General features: G+C 36.9%; 20 protein-coding genes and 1 other RNA gene. 13 read left to right on the top strand and 8 right to left on the bottom strand.

What is annotated here, in order from left to right; all coding sequences use genetic code 11:
- Positions 1-7 precede the first annotated feature (7 nt).
- A complete protein-coding gene (locus tag G530_RS0112870; protein ID WP_026934929.1) occupies positions 8-1708 on the top strand; it encodes a sodium:solute symporter family protein in 1701 nt (566 codons plus the stop codon).
- A complete protein-coding gene (locus G530_RS0112865) occupies positions 1705-2679 on the top strand; it encodes a Gfo/Idh/MocA family protein (protein ID WP_026934928.1) in 975 nt (324 codons plus the stop codon). The genes G530_RS0112870 and G530_RS0112865 overlap by 4 nt, the downstream gene beginning before the upstream one ends.
- A 120-nt stretch (positions 2680-2799) precedes the next feature.
- On the opposite strand, the gene G530_RS0112860 is transcribed toward G530_RS0112865, so the two are convergent.
- Positions 2800-3648, bottom strand: coding sequence for a DUF2911 domain-containing protein (locus G530_RS0112860; protein ID WP_026934927.1), 849 nt, complete (start codon positions 3646-3648; stop codon positions 2800-2802).
- Between the two features lie 152 nt (positions 3649-3800).
- On the opposite strand from G530_RS0112860, the gene G530_RS0112855 reads away from it, so the two are divergent.
- From G530_RS0112855 to G530_RS0112845, 3 genes are read left to right on the top strand one after another with little or no spacing between them, the layout of a single operon-like run.
- A complete protein-coding gene (locus G530_RS0112855; protein ID WP_026934926.1) occupies positions 3801-4310 on the top strand; it encodes an SRPBCC family protein in 510 nt (169 codons plus the stop codon).
- Between the two features lie 2 nt (positions 4311-4312).
- Positions 4313-5011, top strand: coding sequence for an SDR family NAD(P)-dependent oxidoreductase (locus tag G530_RS0112850; RefSeq protein WP_026934925.1), 699 nt, complete (start codon positions 4313-4315; stop codon positions 5009-5011).
- Entirely contained in the window at positions 5011-6321 is a 1311-nt protein-coding gene (locus tag G530_RS0112845) for a cryptochrome/photolyase family protein (protein WP_026934924.1), read from the top strand. The genes G530_RS0112850 and G530_RS0112845 overlap by 1 nt, the downstream gene beginning before the upstream one ends.
- Here G530_RS0112845 and kdsB read toward each other — a convergent pair.
- The gene (gene kdsB, locus G530_RS0112840; RefSeq protein ID WP_026934923.1) at positions 6314-7060 is read right to left on the bottom strand and encodes a 3-deoxy-manno-octulosonate cytidylyltransferase; all 747 of its coding nucleotides are present in this window, start codon (positions 7058-7060) and stop codon (positions 6314-6316) included. The genes G530_RS0112845 and kdsB overlap by 8 nt on opposite strands.
- A gap of 24 nt (positions 7061-7084) precedes the next feature.
- On the bottom strand, positions 7085-8521 hold the full coding sequence (locus G530_RS0112835; protein WP_026934922.1) for an ATP-dependent DNA helicase: 1437 nt from the start codon (positions 8519-8521) through the stop codon (positions 7085-7087).
- Between the two features lie 124 nt (positions 8522-8645).
- Between G530_RS0112835 and G530_RS0112830 the strand changes: the two genes are divergently transcribed.
- From G530_RS0112830 to G530_RS0112810, 5 genes are read left to right on the top strand one after another with little or no spacing between them, the layout of a single operon-like run.
- Positions 8646-9299, top strand: coding sequence for a hypothetical protein (locus tag G530_RS0112830; protein ID WP_026934921.1), 654 nt, complete (start codon positions 8646-8648; stop codon positions 9297-9299).
- Positions 9283-10101, top strand: a complete 819-nt coding sequence (locus tag G530_RS0112825) for a DUF3822 family protein (RefSeq protein ID WP_026934920.1) — start codon at positions 9283-9285, stop codon at positions 10099-10101. Before G530_RS0112830 ends, G530_RS0112825 begins: the two co-directional genes overlap by 17 nt.
- Positions 10101-10634, top strand: a complete 534-nt coding sequence (locus G530_RS0112820) for an RsmD family RNA methyltransferase (protein WP_026934919.1) — start codon at positions 10101-10103, stop codon at positions 10632-10634. Before G530_RS0112825 ends, G530_RS0112820 begins: the two co-directional genes overlap by 1 nt.
- A gap of 16 nt (positions 10635-10650) precedes the next feature.
- Positions 10651-11037, top strand: coding sequence for a hypothetical protein (locus G530_RS0112815; protein WP_026934918.1), 387 nt, complete (start codon positions 10651-10653; stop codon positions 11035-11037).
- Between the two features lie 50 nt (positions 11038-11087).
- A complete protein-coding gene (locus G530_RS0112810) occupies positions 11088-11861 on the top strand; it encodes a glycoside hydrolase family 16 protein (protein ID WP_240472162.1) in 774 nt (257 codons plus the stop codon).
- On the opposite strand, the gene rnpB is transcribed toward G530_RS0112810, so the two are convergent.
- Positions 11859-12172, bottom strand: an RNA gene (gene rnpB / locus G530_RS17390) — RNase P RNA component class A. The two genes, G530_RS0112810 and rnpB, sit on opposite strands and share 3 nt — an antisense overlap.
- Before the next feature lie 115 nt (positions 12173-12287).
- Here rnpB and G530_RS0112805 point away from each other — a divergent pair.
- Together G530_RS0112805 and G530_RS0112800 are read left to right on the top strand one after the other, a co-directional pair.
- Positions 12288-14261, top strand: coding sequence for a DNA polymerase III subunit gamma/tau (locus G530_RS0112805; RefSeq protein WP_026934916.1), 1974 nt, complete (start codon positions 12288-12290; stop codon positions 14259-14261).
- Between the two features lie 2 nt (positions 14262-14263).
- Positions 14264-14845: a MiaE family protein gene (locus G530_RS0112800; protein WP_026934915.1), complete on the top strand. Its 582-nt coding sequence runs from the start codon at positions 14264-14266 to the stop codon at positions 14843-14845.
- On the opposite strand, the gene G530_RS0112795 is transcribed toward G530_RS0112800, so the two are convergent.
- Genes G530_RS0112795 through pdxH form a run of 4 tightly spaced genes read right to left on the bottom strand, consistent with a single transcriptional unit; the run spans position 14842 to position 18995 of the window.
- On the bottom strand, positions 14842-15750 hold the full coding sequence (locus tag G530_RS0112795) for a Ppx/GppA phosphatase family protein (protein ID WP_026934914.1): 909 nt from the start codon (positions 15748-15750) through the stop codon (positions 14842-14844). The two genes, G530_RS0112800 and G530_RS0112795, sit on opposite strands and share 4 nt — an antisense overlap.
- Positions 15750-17852: a polyphosphate kinase 1 gene (gene ppk1, locus G530_RS0112790; RefSeq protein ID WP_026934913.1), complete on the bottom strand. Its 2103-nt coding sequence runs from the start codon at positions 17850-17852 to the stop codon at positions 15750-15752. The genes G530_RS0112795 and ppk1 overlap by 1 nt, the downstream gene beginning before the upstream one ends.
- Positions 17853-17858: 6 nt before the next feature.
- Positions 17859-18344, bottom strand: coding sequence for a SixA phosphatase family protein (locus G530_RS0112785; protein WP_026934912.1), 486 nt, complete (start codon positions 18342-18344; stop codon positions 17859-17861).
- Positions 18345-18347: 3 nt separating this feature from the next.
- Entirely contained in the window at positions 18348-18995 is a 648-nt protein-coding gene (pdxH, locus tag G530_RS0112780) for a pyridoxamine 5'-phosphate oxidase (RefSeq protein WP_026934911.1), read from the bottom strand.
- 623 nt (positions 18996-19618) lie between these two features.
- On the opposite strand from pdxH, the gene G530_RS16915 reads away from it, so the two are divergent.
- The coding region (locus tag G530_RS16915) for an HYR domain-containing protein (RefSeq protein WP_035716428.1) at positions 19619-21268 on the top strand (1650 nt) is incomplete at its 3' end.

Here is a 21268-nt window from a genome sequence, read left to right as displayed (position 1 = left end):
GCCTGATATGCAGTTAATAGATTGGATCATTCTTACCGGAACCATTGCTTTCATCGTATGGTACGGAGTTTATAAATCACGCGGAAGTAAAAATGTTGAAGATTATATAGGTGGAGGTAAAAATGCCAAATGGTGGACCATTGGTTTATCTGTTATGGCAACCCAGGCTAGTGCGATCACTTTTTTATCCACGCCGGGACAGGCATTTCATGACGGAATGGGTTTTGTCCAGTTTTACTTCGGACTGCCTATAGCTATGGTAATTATCTGCATGGTATTTATTCCGATCTATCACCGTTTAAAGGTTTATACAGCTTATGAATATCTGGAATCCAGATTTGACCGTAAGACCAGGACTCTTACTGCTATATTATTTTTAGTTCAAAGAGGTCTGGCTGCAGGTATCACGATTTTTGCTCCTGCCATCGTCTTATCTGCAGTACTTGGCTGGAATCTTACGTATCTAACCATGATCATTGGTGTATTGGTGATCATCTACACGGTTTCTGGAGGAACAAAGGCAGTGAGCGTTACTCATAAACAGCAAATGGCCGTTATTTTAACGGGAATGGTAGTAGCATTTTTTATAATTCTAAGTTATTTGCCAGAATCGGTGAGTTTTACCAATGCATTAGAAATTGCCGGGACAGGAGGAAAAATGGATATTCTTGACTATTCCTTTGATTTAGAAAATCGCTACACCCTTTGGAGCGGACTTATTGGAGGTAGCTTCTTAGCTCTTTCATATTTTGGTACAGATCAAAGTCAGGTGCAAAGATATCTTTCCGGAGGAACGGTTAGGGAAAGTCAGATGGGAATGATCTTTAATGGTTTATTAAAAGTGCCATTACAATTCTTTATACTACTTGTTGGGGTAATGGTGTTCGTTTTCTATCAATTCAATACCGCTCCTTTAAATTTCAATCCGGCGGCAACTGAAACAGTCCTGAATTCAGATTATTCTGAACAGTATCGTGATCTTATGCTAAAAAACGATGAGATCCAGGAAAGAAAGCAAAATTTAAGTCTAAGCTATTCTGAAAATAGAGCGAATTATACTGAAGATCAAAAAGCAGATTTTGAAAAAGAATATGTGCAGCTCGAAAAAGAACAAAATGAAGTTCGGGAGGAGGCAAGAACATTTATAGACGCTTCAGACGAAGATGCAGAAAGCAATGATAAAGATTATGTTTTTATACATTTTATCCTGAATAACCTGCCAAGAGGGTTTATTGGACTTTTACTGGCTGTAATACTTTCAGCAGCCATGTCTTCTACTGCTTCAGAGCTGAATGCTCTGGCATCTACTACAGTGATCGATCTTTATCGCAGAAATCATAAAGAAGCAAAAAGTGAGGAACATTACCTGGCAGCATCCAAATGGTTCACTTTAATGTGGGGAATAATCGCCATAGCCTTTGCCAGCCTTGCCGATCTTTTTGACAATCTAATTCAGCTGGTTAATATCATTGGAAGCCTCTTTTACGGTAATGTACTTGGAATCTTCTTACTGGCATTCTTTATAAAACCGGTAAAAAGTAATGCGGTATTCATCGCTGCTATAATTACCCAGGCCTTAATATTCCTGGTTTTCGAACTTGAACTTATGCCATATTTATGGCTGAATGTTCTGGGATGCGTACTGGTCATTGCAATTGCATTTATAATTCAATTAATTTCTAATAATTCTGAACTGAAAACAACATGAAACAGAGTATCAAATGGGGAATCATAGGACTTGGTAAGATCGCAAATAAATTTGCCGAAGGCCTTGCCCCTGTTGAAAATGCAGAACTGTACGCTGTGGCCAGCAGAAATAAAGACAATGCCATCTCTTTCTCCAATAAGCATAATGCACAGGTTGCTTATGGAACTTATGAAGATTTAATGCAGGATTCCAATGTTGATGTGATCTATATTGCTACTCCGCATGTATTTCATCATGACCTCACTATAGCTTGCATAAAGAATGGCAAAGCTGTTTTATGTGAAAAACCTTTTGCCATGAATTTGGAAGAGGCCGAGGCAATGGTCAAAATCTCTAGGGAGAAGGGTGTTTTTTTAATGGAAGCACTCTGGACGATGTTCCTGCCACATTTCCAATTTGTATTAGAAAAAATAAATTCAGGAGAAATGGGAAAAGTAAAATCATTAAAAGCTGATTTTGGATTCCCGGCAAAATTTGATAAAACAAAAAGACTTTTCAATAAAACCCTTGGTGGCGGCAGTCTCTTAGATATAGGAATTTATCCGGTTTTTATAGCTTACAGTATTTTAGGAAACCCGTTGAAAGTAAATGCAAATGCAGAGTTTTCTGAAACTGGTATAGATTCTTCTTGCAAGGTTAAATTTGAATATGCTGAAGATGTTGCGGCAGATCTTTTCTCAACCTTTATGGAAAAAACCCCCACGATCACTGAGATTGATATGGAAAAAGGCAGGATCATTCTAAATACCAGATTCCATGAACCAACCTCTGTGACTATAATTACTAAAGAGAAAGAAGAAACTTTAGAATTTCAAGTGGATAAAAGTGGTTACTATTTTGAAGCAGACCATGTTACTAAAATGCTTCAGAGCGGTAAAATTGAAAGTGATATTTGGAATTTTGAAAAGACCCTGGATTTGATGAGACTTTTAGATAAGATCAGGAATGAAATTGGTCTTTATTATAAATAGAAAAAAGTTTTCTGCACCAGTTTCGCCAAGCTGAACTTGATTCAGCTTCTATTAGATCCTGAAATAAGTTCAGGATGACGGATGATTCAGAAAACCTTTATTTTTTAATTTGGTAGAAAATTATTTACTTCCTCCCCATTCTGCAATAGACTCTTTATTCATTTTTACATAATCAGCATTTTTCGCCTTTTCAGCAGATGCCAATGATCTCTTAGCAGTAGCGATAGCCTGCTCCTTTTTACCCATATCTGCTTCTATCAAAGACTTTCTTCTCAGCATCCAGAATGCCTGGTCACCAGCCATTTCTGTTGCTTTGGTTACCCATTTATGAGCTTTTTCAAGATCTTTTCCAGCTTCATGATAGAACGTTGCTGCAGAGAAATAGTCGTTCGCAGAAGGACCATTCATCACTCTTTCTATACTAGCCATAGCTTTTTCATCTGCAGGCACTTCGATGTTCAACATTGCAATCGTATTTTCCCAGATGAAATTTAGTGTTGCTGAATTATTTTTAAGATCATCTATAACTATAGTGAATGTCTCCATCTTCATAGGCATCTCCATAGTTTCGGCAGTAGCTTTTAAAGCAACTTTACTATCATCCCATTCTTGAGGTACACCCCAGTTATTAGTATCAGCATAGAACATTACTTCCCAGGAACCTTCATTAGGCACGGTGTAGATACCATAAGATCCTTTTTTAAGTTCCTTTCCATTTATCTTAACATCGTCACTAAATGTGATCTTAGTATTGGCATTGGCCCCGGTTCTCCAGACTTCTCCAAAAGGAACAAGATCACCGAAGATAGTTCTTCCACGCATTCCAGGCCTGGAATATTCAACACTTACATCGGTTAGGCCAACCTTTTGTTCGATCTTTCCGAGAGGACTGGGTTGAGGGGTTTCAATTTGTGCATTTACCGAAAAGGTAAGGAAATAGATTACTGCAATTGCTAATAGTTTTTTCATGTTTTAGTAGTTTAATTCAAGGTAAATATAGGAAGAAGCATAGCTAAATGAGCAAGTCAAATTGAATTTCATCCAAAGGTTTTAATTTTTGTTTAACTAATTAAATTTTATTTTAAACAAAAGCTATCCTATTTTTACTTGAAATTAGCTAAATGAAAATTTATACCCTGCGAAGCGTTCAAAAGTTACCCATAAGTCCAGAGGAAGCCTGGAAATTTCTCTCAGATCCCCGAAACTTAAAAACGATAACTCCAGATTATATGGGATTCGAAATACTTTCTGGAGGAGATAGACCAATGTTTCCGGGACAGATCATACAATATATAGTTACTCCTGTCGCCGGGATTAAAACGAAATGGGTTACTGAAATAACTCATGTGCGAGAAGGTGAATACTTTGTAGATGAACAACGTTTTGGCCCTTATGCTCTATGGCATCACAAACATTTTATTAAACCAATAGATGGCGGAGTGGAGATGGAAGATATTATAGATTATAAATTGCCTTTCGGAATTCTGGGCCAGCTTACACATCCTGTGCTGGTAAGACCTAAACTAAAGGAAATTTTCGATTACCGAAAAGAAAAGCTAATAGCGCTTTTTGGAGATTATAAGGGTAATCCCGAAAAGAACGAAACTTTAAAACAGGATATCTTAAACTAAATATCATGAAGAATATCTTACTGATAGGCGGTTCCACTGGAATTGGATTTCAGATTGCAGAACTGCTTAATAAAAATAATAAGATCATCGTCGCTTCAAGAAGTAAAGGTGATCTGGATACAGATCAAGTAACGCATCTGGAATTTGATGTATTAAAAGATGATATATCCAAGCTGGATCTCCCAGACCAGCTCGACGGTCTGGTATATTGCCCTGGAAGCATCGACCTGAAACCTTTTAAAATGATAAAACCTGAGAGTTTTGAAAAGGAAATGCAGCTTAATTTTTTCGGTTTGGTTAGATCTGTACAGGGTTTACTGGATAAACTGAAAAAATCTGATCAGGCTAGCCTGGTGTTTTTTAGCACTGTTGCTGTTAAAGTTGGAATGCCCTTTCATACTAATGTGGCAGCAGCAAAGGGAGCAATCGAAGGTTTTGCCAAATCTCTGGCGGCCGAGTATGCTCCAGGATTCAGAGTTAATGTCATAGCACCATCTTTAACAGACACACCTCTAGCGGAAAAATTATTATCGAACGATGATAAGAGAGAAAGAATGAATAACAGGCATCCTTTAAAAAGAGTTGGTGAAGCTAAAGATATTGCAAATCTGGCTGCCTTTCTTTTAAGTGATAACAGCAGCTGGATCACAGGTCAGGTATTAGGAGTAGATGGAGGTCTTTCTACCATAAACAGTAATTAATGGGAAAGGAAGTAAATATATTCTGGTTTAGAAGAGATCTCAGGTTAGATGATAATGCCGGGTTTAAAGCAGCCCTACAGGAAGATCTACCAGTATTGCCAATTTTTATTTTTGATAAAGAAATTCTGGAAAAGTTACCTGAAGACGACGCAAGGGTAACCTTCATTTTTGAGACCCTTCAGGAAATGCGTAATCAGCTACAGAAAAAGCATGATAGCTCAATAGCCATATTTCATGGAACACCAGATGAGATCTTTAAAGAACTAATCGACAATCACGAAATCAAAAAAGTCTTTACAAATAGGGATTATGAACCTTATGCAAAGGAGCGCGATGAAAAAATTGAAAAATTATTAAATAAGAATGACATTGAATTCCAGGATTTCAAGGATCAGGTTATATTCGAAAAAGACGAAGTAGTAAAAAAGGACGGAGACCCTTATGTGGTGTATACCCCTTATAAAAATCTCTGGAGAAATAAATTTAAAAATACAGATCTTGAATTCCATTATACAACCAGGTATTTAGATAATCTTATAAAAAATACCAGGTTACCAAATTTGAGTCTAAGTGATATGAGATTCAAGAAATCTTCATTAAAAGTTCCTGATTTTAAGGTTACTCCCGGTCTCATAAAAGATTATAAAGACAAACGAGATTATCCTGCTGAAAATGGCACCTCAAGGTTAGGCCCGCATCTTAGGTTTGGTACGGTAAGCGTAAGACAAATGGTTAGGGATGCAGATAAGGAAAGGAACAAAACTTTTCTTGATGAACTTGTTTGGAGAGAATTCTTTATGCAGATCTTATATCATTTTCCTAATACAGTTACAGAAGCTTTCAAGAAAAAATATGACCGGATCAACTGGAGAAATAATGAGGATGAATTTGAATTATGGAAACAGGGAAAAACAGGTTACCCTCTTGTAGATGCAGGAATGCGAGAATTAAATGAATCTGGATTTATGCATAACCGGGTTAGAATGCTGGTAGGCTCATTTCTTTGTAAACACTTACTCATAGACTGGAGGTGGGGAGAAGCTTATTTTGCTGAAAAACTGCTGGATTATGAAATGTCTTCAAACGTAGGTAACTGGCAATGGGTTGCCGGCAGTGGCGTGGATGCTGCACCTTATTTCAGGATCTTCAATCCTACGACACAGATAGATAAATTCGATAAAAACGAAGCGTATATAAAGGAATGGGTTCCGGAATATGGCTCAGACAAGTATCCAGAAAAAATGGTAGATCATAAGGAAGCACGTGAAAGAGCCTTGAAAACTTATAAAGAAGCGGTAAGCACTAACTAAATATTTTCCTGGCTTTTTCTAAATCTTCAGGAGTGTCTATACCTATACTTTTCACACTGGTTTCAACCATTTTGATCTTCTTACCATACTCAAGATATCTAATGCATTCTATTTTTTCAGCAGCTTCCAATGGTAACATAGGTAGACGGTAGAAGTCCATCAAGGCTGATTTTCTAAAAGCATAGATCCCGATATGCTTGTAATATGTGACATTGGCAGAAGTATCTCTTGGATATGGTATAGGGAATCTTGAGAAATAAAGAGCAAAATCATCTTTCCCGGTAATCACCTTTACATTATTAGGATTAGTTATATCGTCGCTTTCTAAAAGCGGTGTTTTTAATGATGCAAGATCTATCTCCTCTGCCCCTTCCTGTTTAAAAACTTCCAGAAGTTTCGCCAGGCTGTTTTTATCTATAAAAGGTTCGTCACCCTGAACATTTACAACAATATCAACATTCATGTGCTCAACAGCTTCTGCAATACGGTCACTGCCACATTCATGTTCTTTATCACTTTTAATTACCTGACCACCTTCATTCACAATTTCATCGAAGATCTTATTACTATCTGTAACTACATACACGTCATCAAAAAGGCCAGTATTTACAGCAGCTTCATAAGTTCGGGTAATTACGGTCTTACCATTAAGATCCTTCATTAATTTCCCCGGAAATCTCGAAGCCTCATAACGCGCAGGAATCATGGCGATGACCTTATTTTGTGCTGATCCTCTCATAAAATTTTTCAGTAAAAGTAATAATTAGTTAGATGCGAAAAAATCATCTCCAAAACCAATAAGATACAATTTATCCTCTGCCCTGGTAATGGCTGTATAGAGCCATCTTAAATATTCCTTTCCAACACCATTTGGCAAATAAGGCTGTTCTATAAAAACATTTTTCCATTGGCCACCCTGAGATTTATGACAGGTGATGGCATAAGAGAATTTGATCTGCAGGGCATTAAAGTATTTATTATTCTTGATCTTCATGAACTGCTTATACTTAGACCTTTCATCGGCATAATCTTTTTTCACTTCTTCATAAAGCTTATTAGATTCATCATATGTTAAAGAAGGTGTATTACTAGTTAATGTATCCAGCATGATGACAGTTTCAAATGGTCGCATCTTGGGGTAATCTACCATTTGAACCTGAACTTCAGCAAAACGGAAACCGTAAAGCTCTTTAAAACCGAATATTTCAAGCACTTTTACAATATCCCCATTAGCAATGAAACCAGCCTCGCTGGTTGGTTTAACCCAGAAATAGTTGTTTTTGACCACCATTAGATAATCTCCTGCAGAAAGTTCTTCTTCCTGAAAAAGTATTCGAGATCTAATTTGTTGATTATATAGATTCGCTCTTTTATTAGAACGCACAATGATACTGGTATCTTCATATCCATTGACACCGTAAGAATCCTGAATAGCATCCATGATCTCGTATCCATCTACGAGACGAACTACATCGGCATTTTGAGATATTTCAAATTTGAAACTTTCATAAAACCCTTCCTGAAGAGATTCCCTGATCAAAGTGGCATTATGCAGAATATCACTTCCTTCTCCCTGCCGTACCACTTCATCCAATTCAATGAACGAAACTTCTTTATCATAGTTCATTCGAAGTTTGTCCTCTTCCAGAGCAGGACTAAGATCCATTTTTACAGGAGGTAACTGAGCGGTATCACCAATAAGGATTAACTGGCAATTATGTCCCTGATATACATATTGAATTAGATCATCTAAAAGAGATCCATTTTCAAATAGTTTAGAATTCCCCCCATCATCAGAGATCATCGAGGCTTCATCTACTATAAATAAAGTATTCTTATGTTTATTGGGTTGCAAGGTGAATTGAACTCCGCCTCCACTCGATTTCTTCGGAAAGTAGATCTTTTTATGGATGGTAAAAGCTTCCTTCTTAGAGTAATTAGAGATCACCTTGGCTGCGCGTCCCGTGGGTGCGAGTAGAACACCAGACTTTCTTATCTTCCATAAATTTTTAACCAGTGTACTTATAATAGTGGTTTTCCCGGTTCCGGCGAATCCTCTTAAAAGAAAAAGCCTGTCCTTCCCTCCATTAACGACGAATTCAGACAGCATTTTTAAGGCAACATCCTGTTTATGAGTTGCAGCAAATCCAAGATCATCTATTAGTAATTTAAAAAAGGAATCCGGAGTGGTTTTTTCCATAGAAAGTGCATAAAATCTCAAAGATAAGAATGGATTTTCATCACAGAAACTTTTCCGAATAAAAAAAAGTTGTAGATTTGCGTGTAACCAATAACCTTCAAATTAAAACATAAACTTTTAAAACATGAGATTTGTAATTCAGATACTTCTTTGGTTGGTGATTATCTTCCTGGCATATCTTACTTTCAACGCGGTTTACGAACCGATACAATTCAACAAAATTAAAGAGAAGAGATACGCTAAGGTTATTAGTAATCTTAAGGATATTAGGTCTTCTCAATTAGCCCATAAAGAGGTGGCTGGAGAGTTCGCAGGAGACTGGGATAATCTGGTAAAATTCCTTGATACTGCTGAATTTGCAATTACTCAGAGAAGGGATACTACTTTCCTTGATGAGGAGTACAAGAAAACTTATGGTGTAGACCAGTACATAGAAAGTGTTGTTATTGATACTTTAGGATTTGTACCAGTTAAAGACTCTTTATTTAAAGGAGATGAGAAAAGATACCGTGATATGATGAATATACCTATTGAAGGTGTTGACGGTCAATTTGATCTTGAAGCTGGAACCATCCAGAAAGGTGAATCTCAAATTCCGGTATTCGAGGTAAAAGTTGCCAAGGCTAAGATCTTAAACGATCAGGATAGAACATTAGTTCTTCAGGAAAATGAAATCCAGTCTGTTGATGACGTAAACGGTAGATATATTAGCGTAGGTTCTATGAGCGAGGTCAATACCAGCGGTAACTGGCCAAAAGTTTATGGTGACAACGAATAAAGAAAAAGACGTATATAAGAAACTGTCCATTCAGGTTAGCCTGAATGGACTTTCTTTTTGTATCCTGAACAGGAAGGATAATAAGATCTGTTATTTCAAAAAGGTAGACTTTGAGAAACAGCTGGACCCTATTAAAGTACTGAGTAAGATCGAACTTCTATATGAACATGAAGAGCAACTTAATCAACCAGTTGATGAGGTAGCTCTTTTGTTTAATAATGCTCTTTTCAGCCTGGTCCCGGAAAATTTATTTGATGAGGATAACGCAGCCAGTTATTTAAAATTCAATACCAGGATTCTTAAGACAGATTTTATTGCTTTTGATAAGATAGGCCAGGACACTGTAAATGTTTATATCCCCTACGCAAACATTACAAATTATTTCTTTGATAGATATGGAGAATTTGAGTATCGTCATAGCTTAAGTGTTTTAATTGAATCTTTTCTTTCTTTACCTAAAGAATCAGACACTCCAAAGGTTTATCTTCATGTACATAAGAATTTTTATGAACTAGTTATAATTGAAAACGGTAAACTGGTATTTGCAAATAGCTTTGAGTACGACACTAAGGACGATTTTTTATACTATCTATTATTTACGGCTGAACAATTAAAGCTGGATCCAGAGAAATTTGAGTTGATCCTTTTAGGTGAAATCAATAAAAACTCTGAGGAATATAAAATGGCCTGGGAATACATAAAGAATATTTCCTTTATGGGACCATTTCATCCTTTTACTTTTGAAGAAACAGCAAAACCTAAGGAAGAGCTTTCAGAATATCTTCTAATAAAATCTTTATAATGCGAATTATTTCAGGAACACATAAGGGAAGACGAATAATAGCGCCATCTAAATTGCCGGTTAGACCCACCACAGATGTTGCCAAAGAAGCCTTATTCAATATCCTGAATAACCAATACCATATTTCTTCGGTAAGTGTTCTGGACCTATTCTCAGGAACCGGTAATATCTCCTATGAATTTGCTGCACGTGGTTCAGAAAATATTACGGCGGTAGACTCAAATTATGATTGCGTGAAGTTTATTAAAAAAACATCTTCAGAGCTTGACTTTCCTATTACCACTATTAAAAGTGACGTTTTTAAATACCTTGAAAAAGCTCCTGTAAAAGCAGATATTATTTTCGCAGATCCACCTTATAACCTCGAAAAAGAAGAATTTACCAGGATCGCAGAATTAGTGTTTGAAAAGAAATTACTCCATGAAGAAGGGCAATTGATCCTGGAACATTCAAAGCATACAGATCTTTCTGATGTTCCTAATTTTAGAGAATCTCGGAAATATGGAAGTTCCGTATTTAGTTTCTTCGAATAAATAACTATATTAAACCATGACTAAATCTAATAAAAAGCTCGACTTGAAATTTACAAGTCTTGAGTTCTTTGATTCTATAGTCGTGTCTACAGTTAAAGAAGATACTATTATAGAAAAAGAACATATAGATGATCTCAGGGAGATATGCACCTCACATTTTGGAAACAAAAATTTTGTTTATATAACGCACAGAAAAAATAATTACAATGTTAATCCTGTAATTTATATTGATCTTATACAGGTAAATACCCTAAAAGGCATAGCTGTTCTTAGCGACAACTTAGGAAGATTGAAAACCGCCAATTTTGAAAAAAACTTTTCCCCTGTTCCGTACGAACTTTTCGATAATAAGGAAGAAGCTCTTATCTGGGCAAAGGGTATTGTCTCTACAGAGTCTCAATGAGGTCCTCCATCCTATTTTTAATTTTTCTAGGCAGTTCATTTTTACAAAATATGGATGCTCAAAATTATAAATTGGTTTGGAATGATGATTTTAATTATTCCGGAAAACCTGATCCTGAAAAATGGAATTACGAAACTGGATTTATTAGAAACCTCGAGGAACAGATCTACACAAAAAGAAAGAAAAATGTAAGGGTTAAAAATGGCAAACTTGAGATCACTGCCTTAAAAGAAGAGTACAAAAATAAACGCTATGATCCAGATATTCAGAATTACAGGATGAATACCCAGTATTCAGAATATACTTCTGGAAGCGTTAATACCAAAGACAAATTCGAATTCAAATATGGCCGTGTAGAGGTAAGGGCTAAACTACCTGAAGGTAATGGCGTATGGCCGGCGATCTGGATGTTAGGCGCCAATTTTGAAGAAATCGAGTATCCGCTCGCAGGAGAAATAGATATTATGGAGCATGTAGGCATTGAACCTCAGGAAGTTCATTCTACTGTACATTTTCCATGGGATAATCATAACGGAATAAAATCTAAGGGAGGAACAAAAAACCTGAAAGATCTGGCAACCGAATTTCATGTGTACTCTGTTGAATGGACTCCTGAAAAGATCGAATTCTTAATAGATAATATTTCCTTCCACACTTTTACGATCGATGATGCCGGAGTTGAAAATAATCCTTTTAGAAAACCATTCTATTTGATCCTGAACCTGGCATTAGGCGGAAACTGGGCCGGCCCCGTAGATCCTGATATCTTACCTCAAAAATTCACGATAGACTACGTAAGGGTTTATAAGCAAGTTGAAGAATAAAAAAGCAGGCCTGTAAGCCGGATTCTGTAACCCGATAATTGATCGGGCTCCTTATCATTTATCTGAAATTAGCGTTGCCACTAATTTTTAGCTGCCTACCCTCCGGCAACGGACGGGCGATCCTTAAATGCCGGTTTACATGGCATTGCACCGCATAGAGTTTACCTGGTTTCACTACAGCTTAACCTGTACATTCTTTCTGTTGCACTGGTCCTGATCTCACGACCGGTGGGCGTTACCCACTATACTGCCCTGTGGTGTCCGGACTTTCCTCCCCGAAATAATGTCGGAGCGATAAGGCGGCCTGCTTCAGCGGCAAATGTAAGTTAAATTATGTTGATTTCTTCGCGTATTTGTTCATAAATAAGCCACCCCAGACTAGTCTTTAGGCTCGTGATTTTTATATTTGTAGTTCAATACTTTTTGATGGAGCATTTTGTAGTATCGGCAAGAAAATACAGGCCGCAAACCTTTAAAGATGTGGTGGGCCAGCAGGCGATCACGAATACCCTGGCAAATGCCATTAATAATAATCATCTGGCCCAGGCTTTATTGTTTACAGGACCTCGTGGGGTGGGAAAAACTACCTGCGCACGTATTCTTGCCAAAATGATTAACCAGAGAGAAACCCAGGATCCAGATGAGGATTTTGCTTTCAATATCTTTGAGCTTGATGCTGCTTCTAATAACTCTGTAGACGATATTAGAAATCTGATAGACCAGGTAAGAATTCCGCCGCAGGTTGGAAATTACAAGGTCTATATCATAGATGAGGTGCACATGTTATCTCAGTCTGCTTTTAATGCTTTTTTGAAGACTTTAGAAGAACCGCCTAAACATGCCATTTTTATCCTGGCGACTACTGAAAAACATAAGATCATCCCAACGATCCTTTCCAGATGTCAGATCTTTGATTTTAAAAGGATCACTGTTACCGATGCCAAGAATTATCTTGGATATATAGCAGAACAGGAAGGAGTAAAAGCTGAGGATGATGCTCTCCACATTATTGCTCAAAAGGCCGATGGTGCCATGCGGGATGCACTTTCAATTTATGACCGGGTAGTGAGTTTTAGTGGAAATGATCTAACCAGACAGGCAGTTACCGAAAACCTGAATGTGTTGGATTACGATACCTACATGCAGATTACAGATCTAATTCTTGACAATGACATCCCTAATTTACTGGTAAAATTCAACGACATTCTTTCCAGTGGTTTTGATGGTCATCATTTTATAGCCGGACTTGCTTCTCATTTTAGAGATCTTATGGTATGTAAAGACCAGAAAACTATCATACTTTTAGAAGTTGGCGAACAAACCAAAGCAAAATATTTTGAGCAATCTCAAAAGACTTCACATCAATTTTTACTTGAATCTATAGAGCTTGCTAACTCTTGCGACTTAAAATATAAGACCAGTCACAATCAGAGACTTTTAGTGGAACTGTGTTTAATGCAGCTTGCATCAGTCACATTTGATCCTCAAAAAAAAAAGAATGATCGCAAAATAGTTCCTGCTTCAAATTATGAGCAGGAAGCAGTAAGTATTTCTTCAGAAAAAAAAGAACTTGTTAGGGAGAATGAACATGATACTTCCTCCCCTGCTGAAGAAAACAATTTACCGGAGCAAAAGGTTGCTGTAGAATCCTGTGCCAGGGAAGAGGAAGAAAAATATTATTCTGAAGAAAGTCCTGGGGAAACAAATCAGGAAAATAATGAAGTTTCAGAGCAACCTAAACAGTTTGAACCTGATACTATTCCTTCTAATGAAGCTCAGGATTTCGAGAATGAAACCGAAGCTCAGAAAGAGACACCTGTAGAAGCAACTAAAACTCCTCAAAATGAGGATTCAGAAGAAAATTCAGATCCAGTAACGGCTGAAGAAAATCAACAACAGAAAGTTGAAGAACCTCAGAAAAGAGCTTTTCCGGAGATAAAAAGGGAAAAAGTATCTGGCCTATCCATTAAAAGCATAGGGAAGAAAAAAGAACTTGCCGAACAGCAGAAGGCAAATATGCCGGTAGAAAAGGTCATGGATGATGAATTCACCGAAGAAGACCTGGTTAAAGAATGGAAAAGTTACACCGAAAGGCTGAAAAGAAAAGGCGAAAAGATCCTTGCTTCAATTTTTGAATCACAGACACCAACGCTACAGGGTAGAGAAATTCATCTTACTTTTCCAAATGAGACGATGAAGATCGATCTCGAAAGAGAAGAAAATAGATTGATGACCTATTTAAAGGCAAAACTCAGGAATACACATATTACCCTGAATATTCATGTAGACGAGGTGATTTCAAAGAAATACGCTTTTACGCCGCAGGAGAAATATGAGAAACTGAAAGAATCCAATCCTTTATTAGACAAATTAAGAGCAACTTTTGATCTAGACGTATAATTATGTTAGGACTTAAATTACCCACAGATCCACGATGGGCAGATATTGCCGGAAAGAATATTGAAGACATCCTTGTAGATCATGCTTATTGTGAACAGAAAGCAGCTTCTACTGCTATCTCTTTAATTGTAACCTATCCAGAATATTCTGAATTAGTAACTGCAATGACAGCCCTGGCCAGAGAAGAAATGGGTCATTTTAAAATGGTTCATGACCGCATCCTGAATATGGGCTTTAAAATGGGATGGGATCGTAAGGATGAATACGTAATTAAGCTTAGAGAGTTCTTTCCTAAAGGTGGTAGCAGAGCAACCCAATTAATTCATCGTCTACTAATTGCTGGATTAATCGAAGCACGCAGTTGTGAACGCTTCCGGCTACTATCTGAGGAACTGGAAGACAAGGAACTTGCTAAGTTCTATCGAGATCTTATGGTCAGCGAAGCCAATCACTATACCATGTTCCTGAAATTTGCCAGAAAATATGGTGATCGGGAAATTGTAGATCAAAAATGGGACGACCTTTTACAATTTGAAGCTGAAGTCATGAAAGACCTGGGTAATAAGGAAAGCATCCACGGTTAGGAAGTCACTTTCTTTCTTCTTGATTCATTATATAAAGATTTAATAATTCCATCGGCTAGACCAATTTGCGGTACATGTATCCAGTGCGCTTTTGCCCATTTCATAGAATTTACATAGATCTTTGAAGCCGGAATAATTACATCTGCCCTGTCATTCTTAAGATCTAACTCTGTAATTCTCTCCTCATAAGTGTAAGAATTCAATTTTTCGTCATAATCTTTAAGGTATTTAAGACTCAATGGCTTTCCTACTTTTTTACCACTGGTCTTAAAGATATTATTAATGTTACCTCCTGAACCTATCAGCTCTATATCATCATAGTCTTTGGTAACATCCTTAACCCATTGTATCATTTCTTCCCAGGTTTTGTGCTCAACCAGGTCTTCCATCATTCTAACCGTTCCCACTTTAAATGATCTTGAAGCCACGGTTTTCCCATTGCTATACATAGTATATTCGGTACTTCCTCCTCCTACATCTACATATAGATAATTACAGTCATTCTGAATGAGCGCATGTAGATCTGTAGCCGCAATAATAGCCGCTTCATGGCTTCCATCTATTACTTCTATATCAATACCGCTATTCTTCTTTACTGTTTTAGCAATTTCTAAAGCATTTTTGGCTTCTCGCATCGCCGAAGTAGCGTAAGCCTTATACTTTTCAACTCCATGTGACTGCATCAATAAACTAAAGGCATGCATAGTATCTATGACTCTAGTTCTGTTCTTTTCAGATACTTTTTGTTTCAAAAAAACATCAGCTCCTAATCTAATAGGCACCCTTACCAGAGAAGTTTTTCTAAAATTAGTTTCCATTCCCTCCTTTTCAGTTATTGTAGATACTAATAACCTAACGGCATTAGATCCAATATCTATCGCTGCGAATGTTTTTTGCTTTATCATTATTCCTGAATATCTGTTTTTCTTAAATAGTAATCATATAAGGCAAATTGCGATCTTACCTTAGGCCCTTTGCTTTCTCTGTATGGATTTTCCATTCCCCTACAATGATTTCTCGCCTTTACATTGTCATTCCAGCTAATATCAAAGGTTTCAATAAGCTCCTGTTTAATATCCTCATCATAAATCGGGCAGGAAATTTCGACCCTTTGATCGAGATTACGGGTCATAAAATCTGCTGAAGATATATATACCCTATTATCTTTATTATTCTCAAAAATAAAAACCCGCGGGTGCTCCAGGAATTTATCTACAATACTAATCGCTTCTATATTTTCACTGAGACCTTCGACTCCAGGAACAAGACAGCAAATTCCTCTAACTAATAATTTAACCTTCACTCCTGCTTTGCTGGCCGTATAGAGTTTTTCAATTACTCCGTTATCTGAAAGACTGTTTAGCTTCAATCTTATACCAGATGGTTTGCCGTTCTTAGCATTATCTATTTCAATCTGAATTAGATTATAGATCACATTTCTGGTATAGTGAGGAGAAACTATCAAATGTTTATACTTATTCACCTTATAATTGGTTTCAAAGAAATCGAAAACCATATTCACTTCTTTCAGGATCTCAGGATCTGCAGTAAACAAGGTATAATCTGTATAAACCCGGGAAGTATTCTCATTGAAGTTACCGGTACTAATAAATCCATATCTTCTAAGCTTCCCTTCTTCCTCCCTCTCAATAACACAGGTTTTACAGTGTACTTTTAAACCGGGTACACCAAAAATTAGATTAACCCCTTCCTCCTGCATCTGTTCGGCATACCTGATATTTGCCACTTCGTCAAACCTGGCTCTAAGCTCAATTTGGACGGTAACTTTCTTACCATTTTTAACCGCGTTTATCAGGGAACTGGCAATGTGAGAGATCTTGGCCAGCCTGTAAATAGTGATCTTGATCGTTTTTACTTTTGGATCTAAAGCGGCCTCACGCAGAAATTTTACAACATATGCAAAACTCTGGTATGGGGTGTAAAGAAGATAATCTTTATCTGCAATCCCTTTCAAAACACTGGTTTGTAATATCAATCCCGGAATTGGTAATGGCTCCCTAACCTCATATTGAAGTTCTTTTCCTCCGAGACTCGGGAAATCCATATAATCCCTCCTATTATGATAACGACCACCGGGAATGATACTATCTGTCGCGTCGATTCCCATTTTGTTCATTAAATAAGTAAGCGTATCACTATCGATATTTTTATCATAAACGAATCTTACAGGGTCACCCTTGATCCTGTCTTTTACACTATCAGATATTTTTTCTATAAAACTTTTACTAAGATCACTATCCAGGTCTAATTCGGCATCCCGGGTAATCTTGATCATATGCGCCGAAAGGCTTTCATATTTAAAAATATTAAAAATGGTATTCAGGTTATACCTGATTAGATCATCCAGGAGAATCACATATTGCTTACCGTTTTCCTCTGGAAGCACTACAAATCTTTCAATATTGCGGGGAATCTCAATAAGGACATATCTTTTTTCATTTACCTTTCGCCCAATGATCTTAGGAAGTCCGGGTACCGGCTCTTTATCTTCAGACATCACCATCTTTACTGCCAGATAAGCTGCACTATCCTTAAGGGAAGGCATTTCTGGAAGATCATTCAAAATGATAGTTACCAAAGCCGGGCTTACTTTACTCAGGAAAAAATTCTTGATGAATTCCTTCTGACTCTGGGTTACTTCATTTTCATTTATAATATTGATATTGTGTGCTTTCAGTTTAGTCTGAATATCATCCAGGATCTTTAAACTTACAGATTGTTGATCAATAACGATCTTCGTGATCTCTTCCAGCAACTTATTTGCTTTGATTCCGCCTAAAACTTTCTTCCCGGCTTTCCCGGCCAGATCTATACGTTTAACCGTAGCATATCTAACCTTAAAGAATTCATCCAGATTATTAGAAAAAATACCTAAGAATCTCAGGCGTTCGATCAGCGGAACAGTCTCATCTGCGGCTTCCTGTAAAACTCTGGCATTAAAAGACAGCCAGCTTAATTCTCTGTTTATATAACGTTTTTCGGCCATATAGTTCTATCGTAGATTTTTAGGCAATAAAGTTAGAATTGTTTTGCCTTGCCGAATATCTTTCCAGGAATCTACTTGAAAATCAATGACACATAATCCGGTGGTAGGAAGATTATCCATTTTTTTATCTCCGAGGGAATTTACAAGAATTGTCATGGCAGGGTTATGCCCGAAGACTATGAGTTTATCTCTGCTATCATCACAGGACTTTATTTCAGACAATAATTCATTCTGATTAAAAGTGTACAGGTCTTCTTTTACTTTAAAATCGACATCTGCAATATTCAATCTCTCTTTGAACAATTTAGCGGTCTCATGGGCTCTTACAGCATAACTACTCCAGAATAATGCACCGGGTTGATGAAAATTCTGAAATGTATTTAGAACAACTTCAGCATCATTATAAGCTCTTTTCTTCAAAGGACGTTTATGGTCTGGAAGATTGTTATCCCAAGAAGATTTACCATGTCTTACTAAAATTAATCTTTTCATATGTTAAGGTGCTAGTCTTTCTATTTTCCATTTATTTTCTGATGTAGAAGAGTAAAGTATCCTATCGTGTAATCTACTACTTCTACCCTGCCAGAATTCAATTTTCAAAGGCTTTACATTGTACCCTCCCCAGTTATCAGGTTTAGGAACTTCAATATTATGATAACGTTGTTCCAGGCCTTTTAATTTATCTTCTAAAAATTCTCTGGAGGGTATAGAGGAACTTTGTTCTGATGCGATCGCTCCAAGCTGGCTACCTCTTGGCCTGGAATGAAAATATTCTTCAGATTCCTGATTCGATATTTTGGTTGCTTTCCCATGGATAATTACCTGTTTTTCTAAAGCAGGCCAGAAAAAAGATAAACAACAATAAGGGTTTTCCAGAAGTGCCTTACCCTTCTGAGAATGGTAATTCGTAAAAAACACGAATCCATCCTTATCATAGCTCTTAAGAAGCACAATACGGGAGACAGGCATCATATCTTTGCCTACTGTCGAAATGTTCATAGCGTTTGCTTCATCTACACTGTCAGACTCATCAGCCAGGTGAAACCATGATTGGAATAATTCTAAAGGATTCTCTGGCAGATCTACTTCCAGAAGTGCACCTTTTTCGTAAGATTTACGATATTCTTTAAGGTCTTTTTCCATTTACACCGATTGTTTCATGCAATTTACAAGATTAATGAACATCGATAAAATGTTTTTTGGGTATTTCAGATTCGATTTAGATTTATTACAAAATTCTCCGATAAAGTGAGATTTCAGGAAAAAATTAATTCTTCAGAAATAACCTTCAAATTACATTTTTAAGACTACATATCAAGAACTTATACATTGCTTATTTTCAAGGTTTTAATGGATGAAAATTTAGTGTTTTATACGGGTTTACCCTTATAAATTTTCATTTTTTCCTACAAAATTCCCACAAATCGAACTGATAAATGCCAGATTATCAAAGGATAAAAATCCAAAAATGGTGCATTTGAACGAATATATACCTCATTATATCTAAAAGTTAAATTTTTCTATACAATACCGCTTTTCTTGTGATAGTTTTACATCATAATTACACCGCTATAGAGTCACCCCCACACTTCTCTAAGTAGTTCCTCAAGACTACGGTGTTTTTACCCAATTTGTTTTTGTAAATACTGACCTCCCCAAATCAGATGAAATTGATTTTCACTGAAAGTCAAACTATTGAATTTTTTTTTGAACAAGAATCGCTAACACCGATATAAACAGAATTGATAATTCTAAACATTATTGATATGATTTGGAAAACTACTATTTCTAAAATAACCGAAACTATAACTACTGGACTGAGTAGACAGTTTAAGTCTTTCGGTATTATTATGATCCTTGCTTTCCTAGGATCCACTCCTAACTTATTCGCACAATCTGCAGAATGCGAAATTATCGAAGCTGAATGTCCGCCAAGCAATTTATTTGAGCCGTGTGGGGACGTAACTGTAGATGATGTTCTAGGTAATTACATTACCTGGACTGGACCTGATTACAGTTTGGAGTGCGGCGATGGAAATACTTATCAGTATCAAATTTCATTTGATTTACCAGAGGGAAAAGAAGAATGTTGGGAATTTTATAAGGTACAACGTGTGGGTACCGGATCTGGTACACTTAGACTTTGGAGTTCTGATGGCAGTGCTTCCGGTATTGCCGAAGTAACTTCACCTTCTTTTTACATGGATGAAATAGTAAATGCTTCCATGGATGTGTTTGCTCCAAACAACCAGGACTTTAAAGTTGATGTATATCTTGAAGAGGCTGATGGATCCAGATCTGGAATTCTAGATTCATTTAATGTATTTGGAAATAACTCATTAACTAATTATCAATATAGTGTGGATCCTTCTTATTTTGATGGGTCTGGTTCTTATGATGATAATAAAATTTTCCGTTTATATTTTGAATTTTCAGCCATTAATGGAACAAATTTAAATAACAAAAGCTACATAGAATTTATTACAATTGATGCCGGTTTATTTGGATCTGCATGTGCAGCTGAAGCTAATTTTGCTGTTGTTTCGACCCATAATCCCGGTGATTTCTTCCCTGTAGGTACAACAACCGTTACTTATACTGCAACTTGTAATGGCTGTGAGGAATTTCTTCAAGAGTCCTGTAGTTTTGATGTGACAGTAAACCCTCTTCCTGAGGTCAATATATCTTCTGATACTGAACTGGCCCTTGATTGTGCGAATTCATCAACTACACTTACTGCTTCTGGTGGAACAAGCTATGCCTGGACCAATTCCAATGGTGATGACCTGGGAACTAATGCTTCTATCACAGTTTCTACTGAAGATACTTTTACAGTAACGGTAAGCAATGATAATGGTTGTACAGATACAGGATCTGTATCAACTACGCTGAATAATACTGATCCAACGGCAGTGATCAATAACAATAATGGACTAGCACTTGATTGTGCGAATTCATCAACTACACTTACTGCTTCTGGTGGAACTAGCTATGCATGGACCAATTCCAATGATGATGACCTGGGAACTAATGCTTCTATTACAGTTTCTACCCAAGATACCTTTACAGTAACAGTAACTGCTGAAAATGGTTGTACAGATACCGAATCTGTATCAACTACGCTAGATGATACTGCTCCATCGGCAATGATCAATAATAATAACGGACTAGCGCTTAATTGTGACACTCCTTCTACCACACTAACTGCTTCTGGCGGAACCACCTTTGCATGGACCAACTCCAACGGTGATGACCTGGGAACTGATGCTTCTATCACAGTTTCTACTGAAGATACTTTTACAGTAACAGTTACCGCTGATAATGGTTGTACAGATACCGAATCTGTTTCAACTACGTTAGATGATACTGCTCCTACTGCGGAAGCTGGTGAGAATGCTGAACTTACCTGTTCAGTT

Origin of the sequence: Christiangramia echinicola DSM 19838 (assembly GCF_000423065.1) — a bacterium.
Taxonomy (GTDB): domain Bacteria; phylum Bacteroidota; class Bacteroidia; order Flavobacteriales; family Flavobacteriaceae; genus Christiangramia; species Christiangramia echinicola.
Note: the sequence above shows the minus strand (reverse complement) of the source record. Positions and strands in the feature narration are given on the sequence as shown.

Bases quoted from the DNA above. Each gene is read 5' to 3' on its own strand.
- G530_RS0112785 (WP_026934912.1), bottom strand. From the start codon at position 18,344: ATGAAAAGATTAATTTTAGTAAGACATGGTAAATCTTCTTGGGATAAC.
- pdxH (WP_026934911.1), bottom strand. From the start codon at position 18,995: ATGGAAAAAGACCTTAAAGAATATCGTAAATCTTACGAAAAAGGTGCA.
- G530_RS0112835 (WP_026934922.1), bottom strand. From the start codon at position 8,521: ATGGAAAAAACCACTCCGGATTCCTTTTTTAAATTACTAATAGATGAT.
- G530_RS0112800 (WP_026934915.1), top strand. From the start codon at position 14,264: ATGTTAGGACTTAAATTACCCACAGATCCACGATGGGCAGATATTGCC.
- G530_RS0112815 (WP_026934918.1), top strand. From the start codon at position 10,651: ATGACTAAATCTAATAAAAAGCTCGACTTGAAATTTACAAGTCTTGAG.
- G530_RS0112805 (WP_026934916.1), top strand. From the start codon at position 12,288: ATGGAGCATTTTGTAGTATCGGCAAGAAAATACAGGCCGCAAACCTTT.
- G530_RS0112870 (WP_026934929.1), top strand. From the start codon at position 8: ATGCAGTTAATAGATTGGATCATTCTTACCGGAACCATTGCTTTCATC.
- G530_RS0112855 (WP_026934926.1), top strand. From the start codon at position 3,801: ATGAAAATTTATACCCTGCGAAGCGTTCAAAAGTTACCCATAAGTCCA.
- G530_RS0112825 (WP_026934920.1), top strand. From the start codon at position 9,283: ATGGTGACAACGAATAAAGAAAAAGACGTATATAAGAAACTGTCCATT.
- G530_RS0112820 (WP_026934919.1), top strand. From the start codon at position 10,101: ATGCGAATTATTTCAGGAACACATAAGGGAAGACGAATAATAGCGCCA.
- G530_RS0112795 (WP_026934914.1), bottom strand. From the start codon at position 15,750: ATGATAAAGCAAAAAACATTCGCAGCGATAGATATTGGATCTAATGCC.
- kdsB (WP_026934923.1), bottom strand. From the start codon at position 7,060: ATGAGAGGATCAGCACAAAATAAGGTCATCGCCATGATTCCTGCGCGT.
- G530_RS0112830 (WP_026934921.1), top strand. From the start codon at position 8,646: ATGAGATTTGTAATTCAGATACTTCTTTGGTTGGTGATTATCTTCCTG.
- G530_RS0112810 (WP_240472162.1), top strand. From the start codon at position 11,088: ATGGATGCTCAAAATTATAAATTGGTTTGGAATGATGATTTTAATTAT.
- G530_RS0112845 (WP_026934924.1), top strand. From the start codon at position 5,011: ATGGGAAAGGAAGTAAATATATTCTGGTTTAGAAGAGATCTCAGGTTA.
- G530_RS0112865 (WP_026934928.1), top strand. From the start codon at position 1,705: ATGAAACAGAGTATCAAATGGGGAATCATAGGACTTGGTAAGATCGCA.
- ppk1 (WP_026934913.1), bottom strand. From the start codon at position 17,852: ATGGCCGAAAAACGTTATATAAACAGAGAATTAAGCTGGCTGTCTTTT.
- G530_RS0112860 (WP_026934927.1), bottom strand. From the start codon at position 3,648: ATGAAAAAACTATTAGCAATTGCAGTAATCTATTTCCTTACCTTTTCG.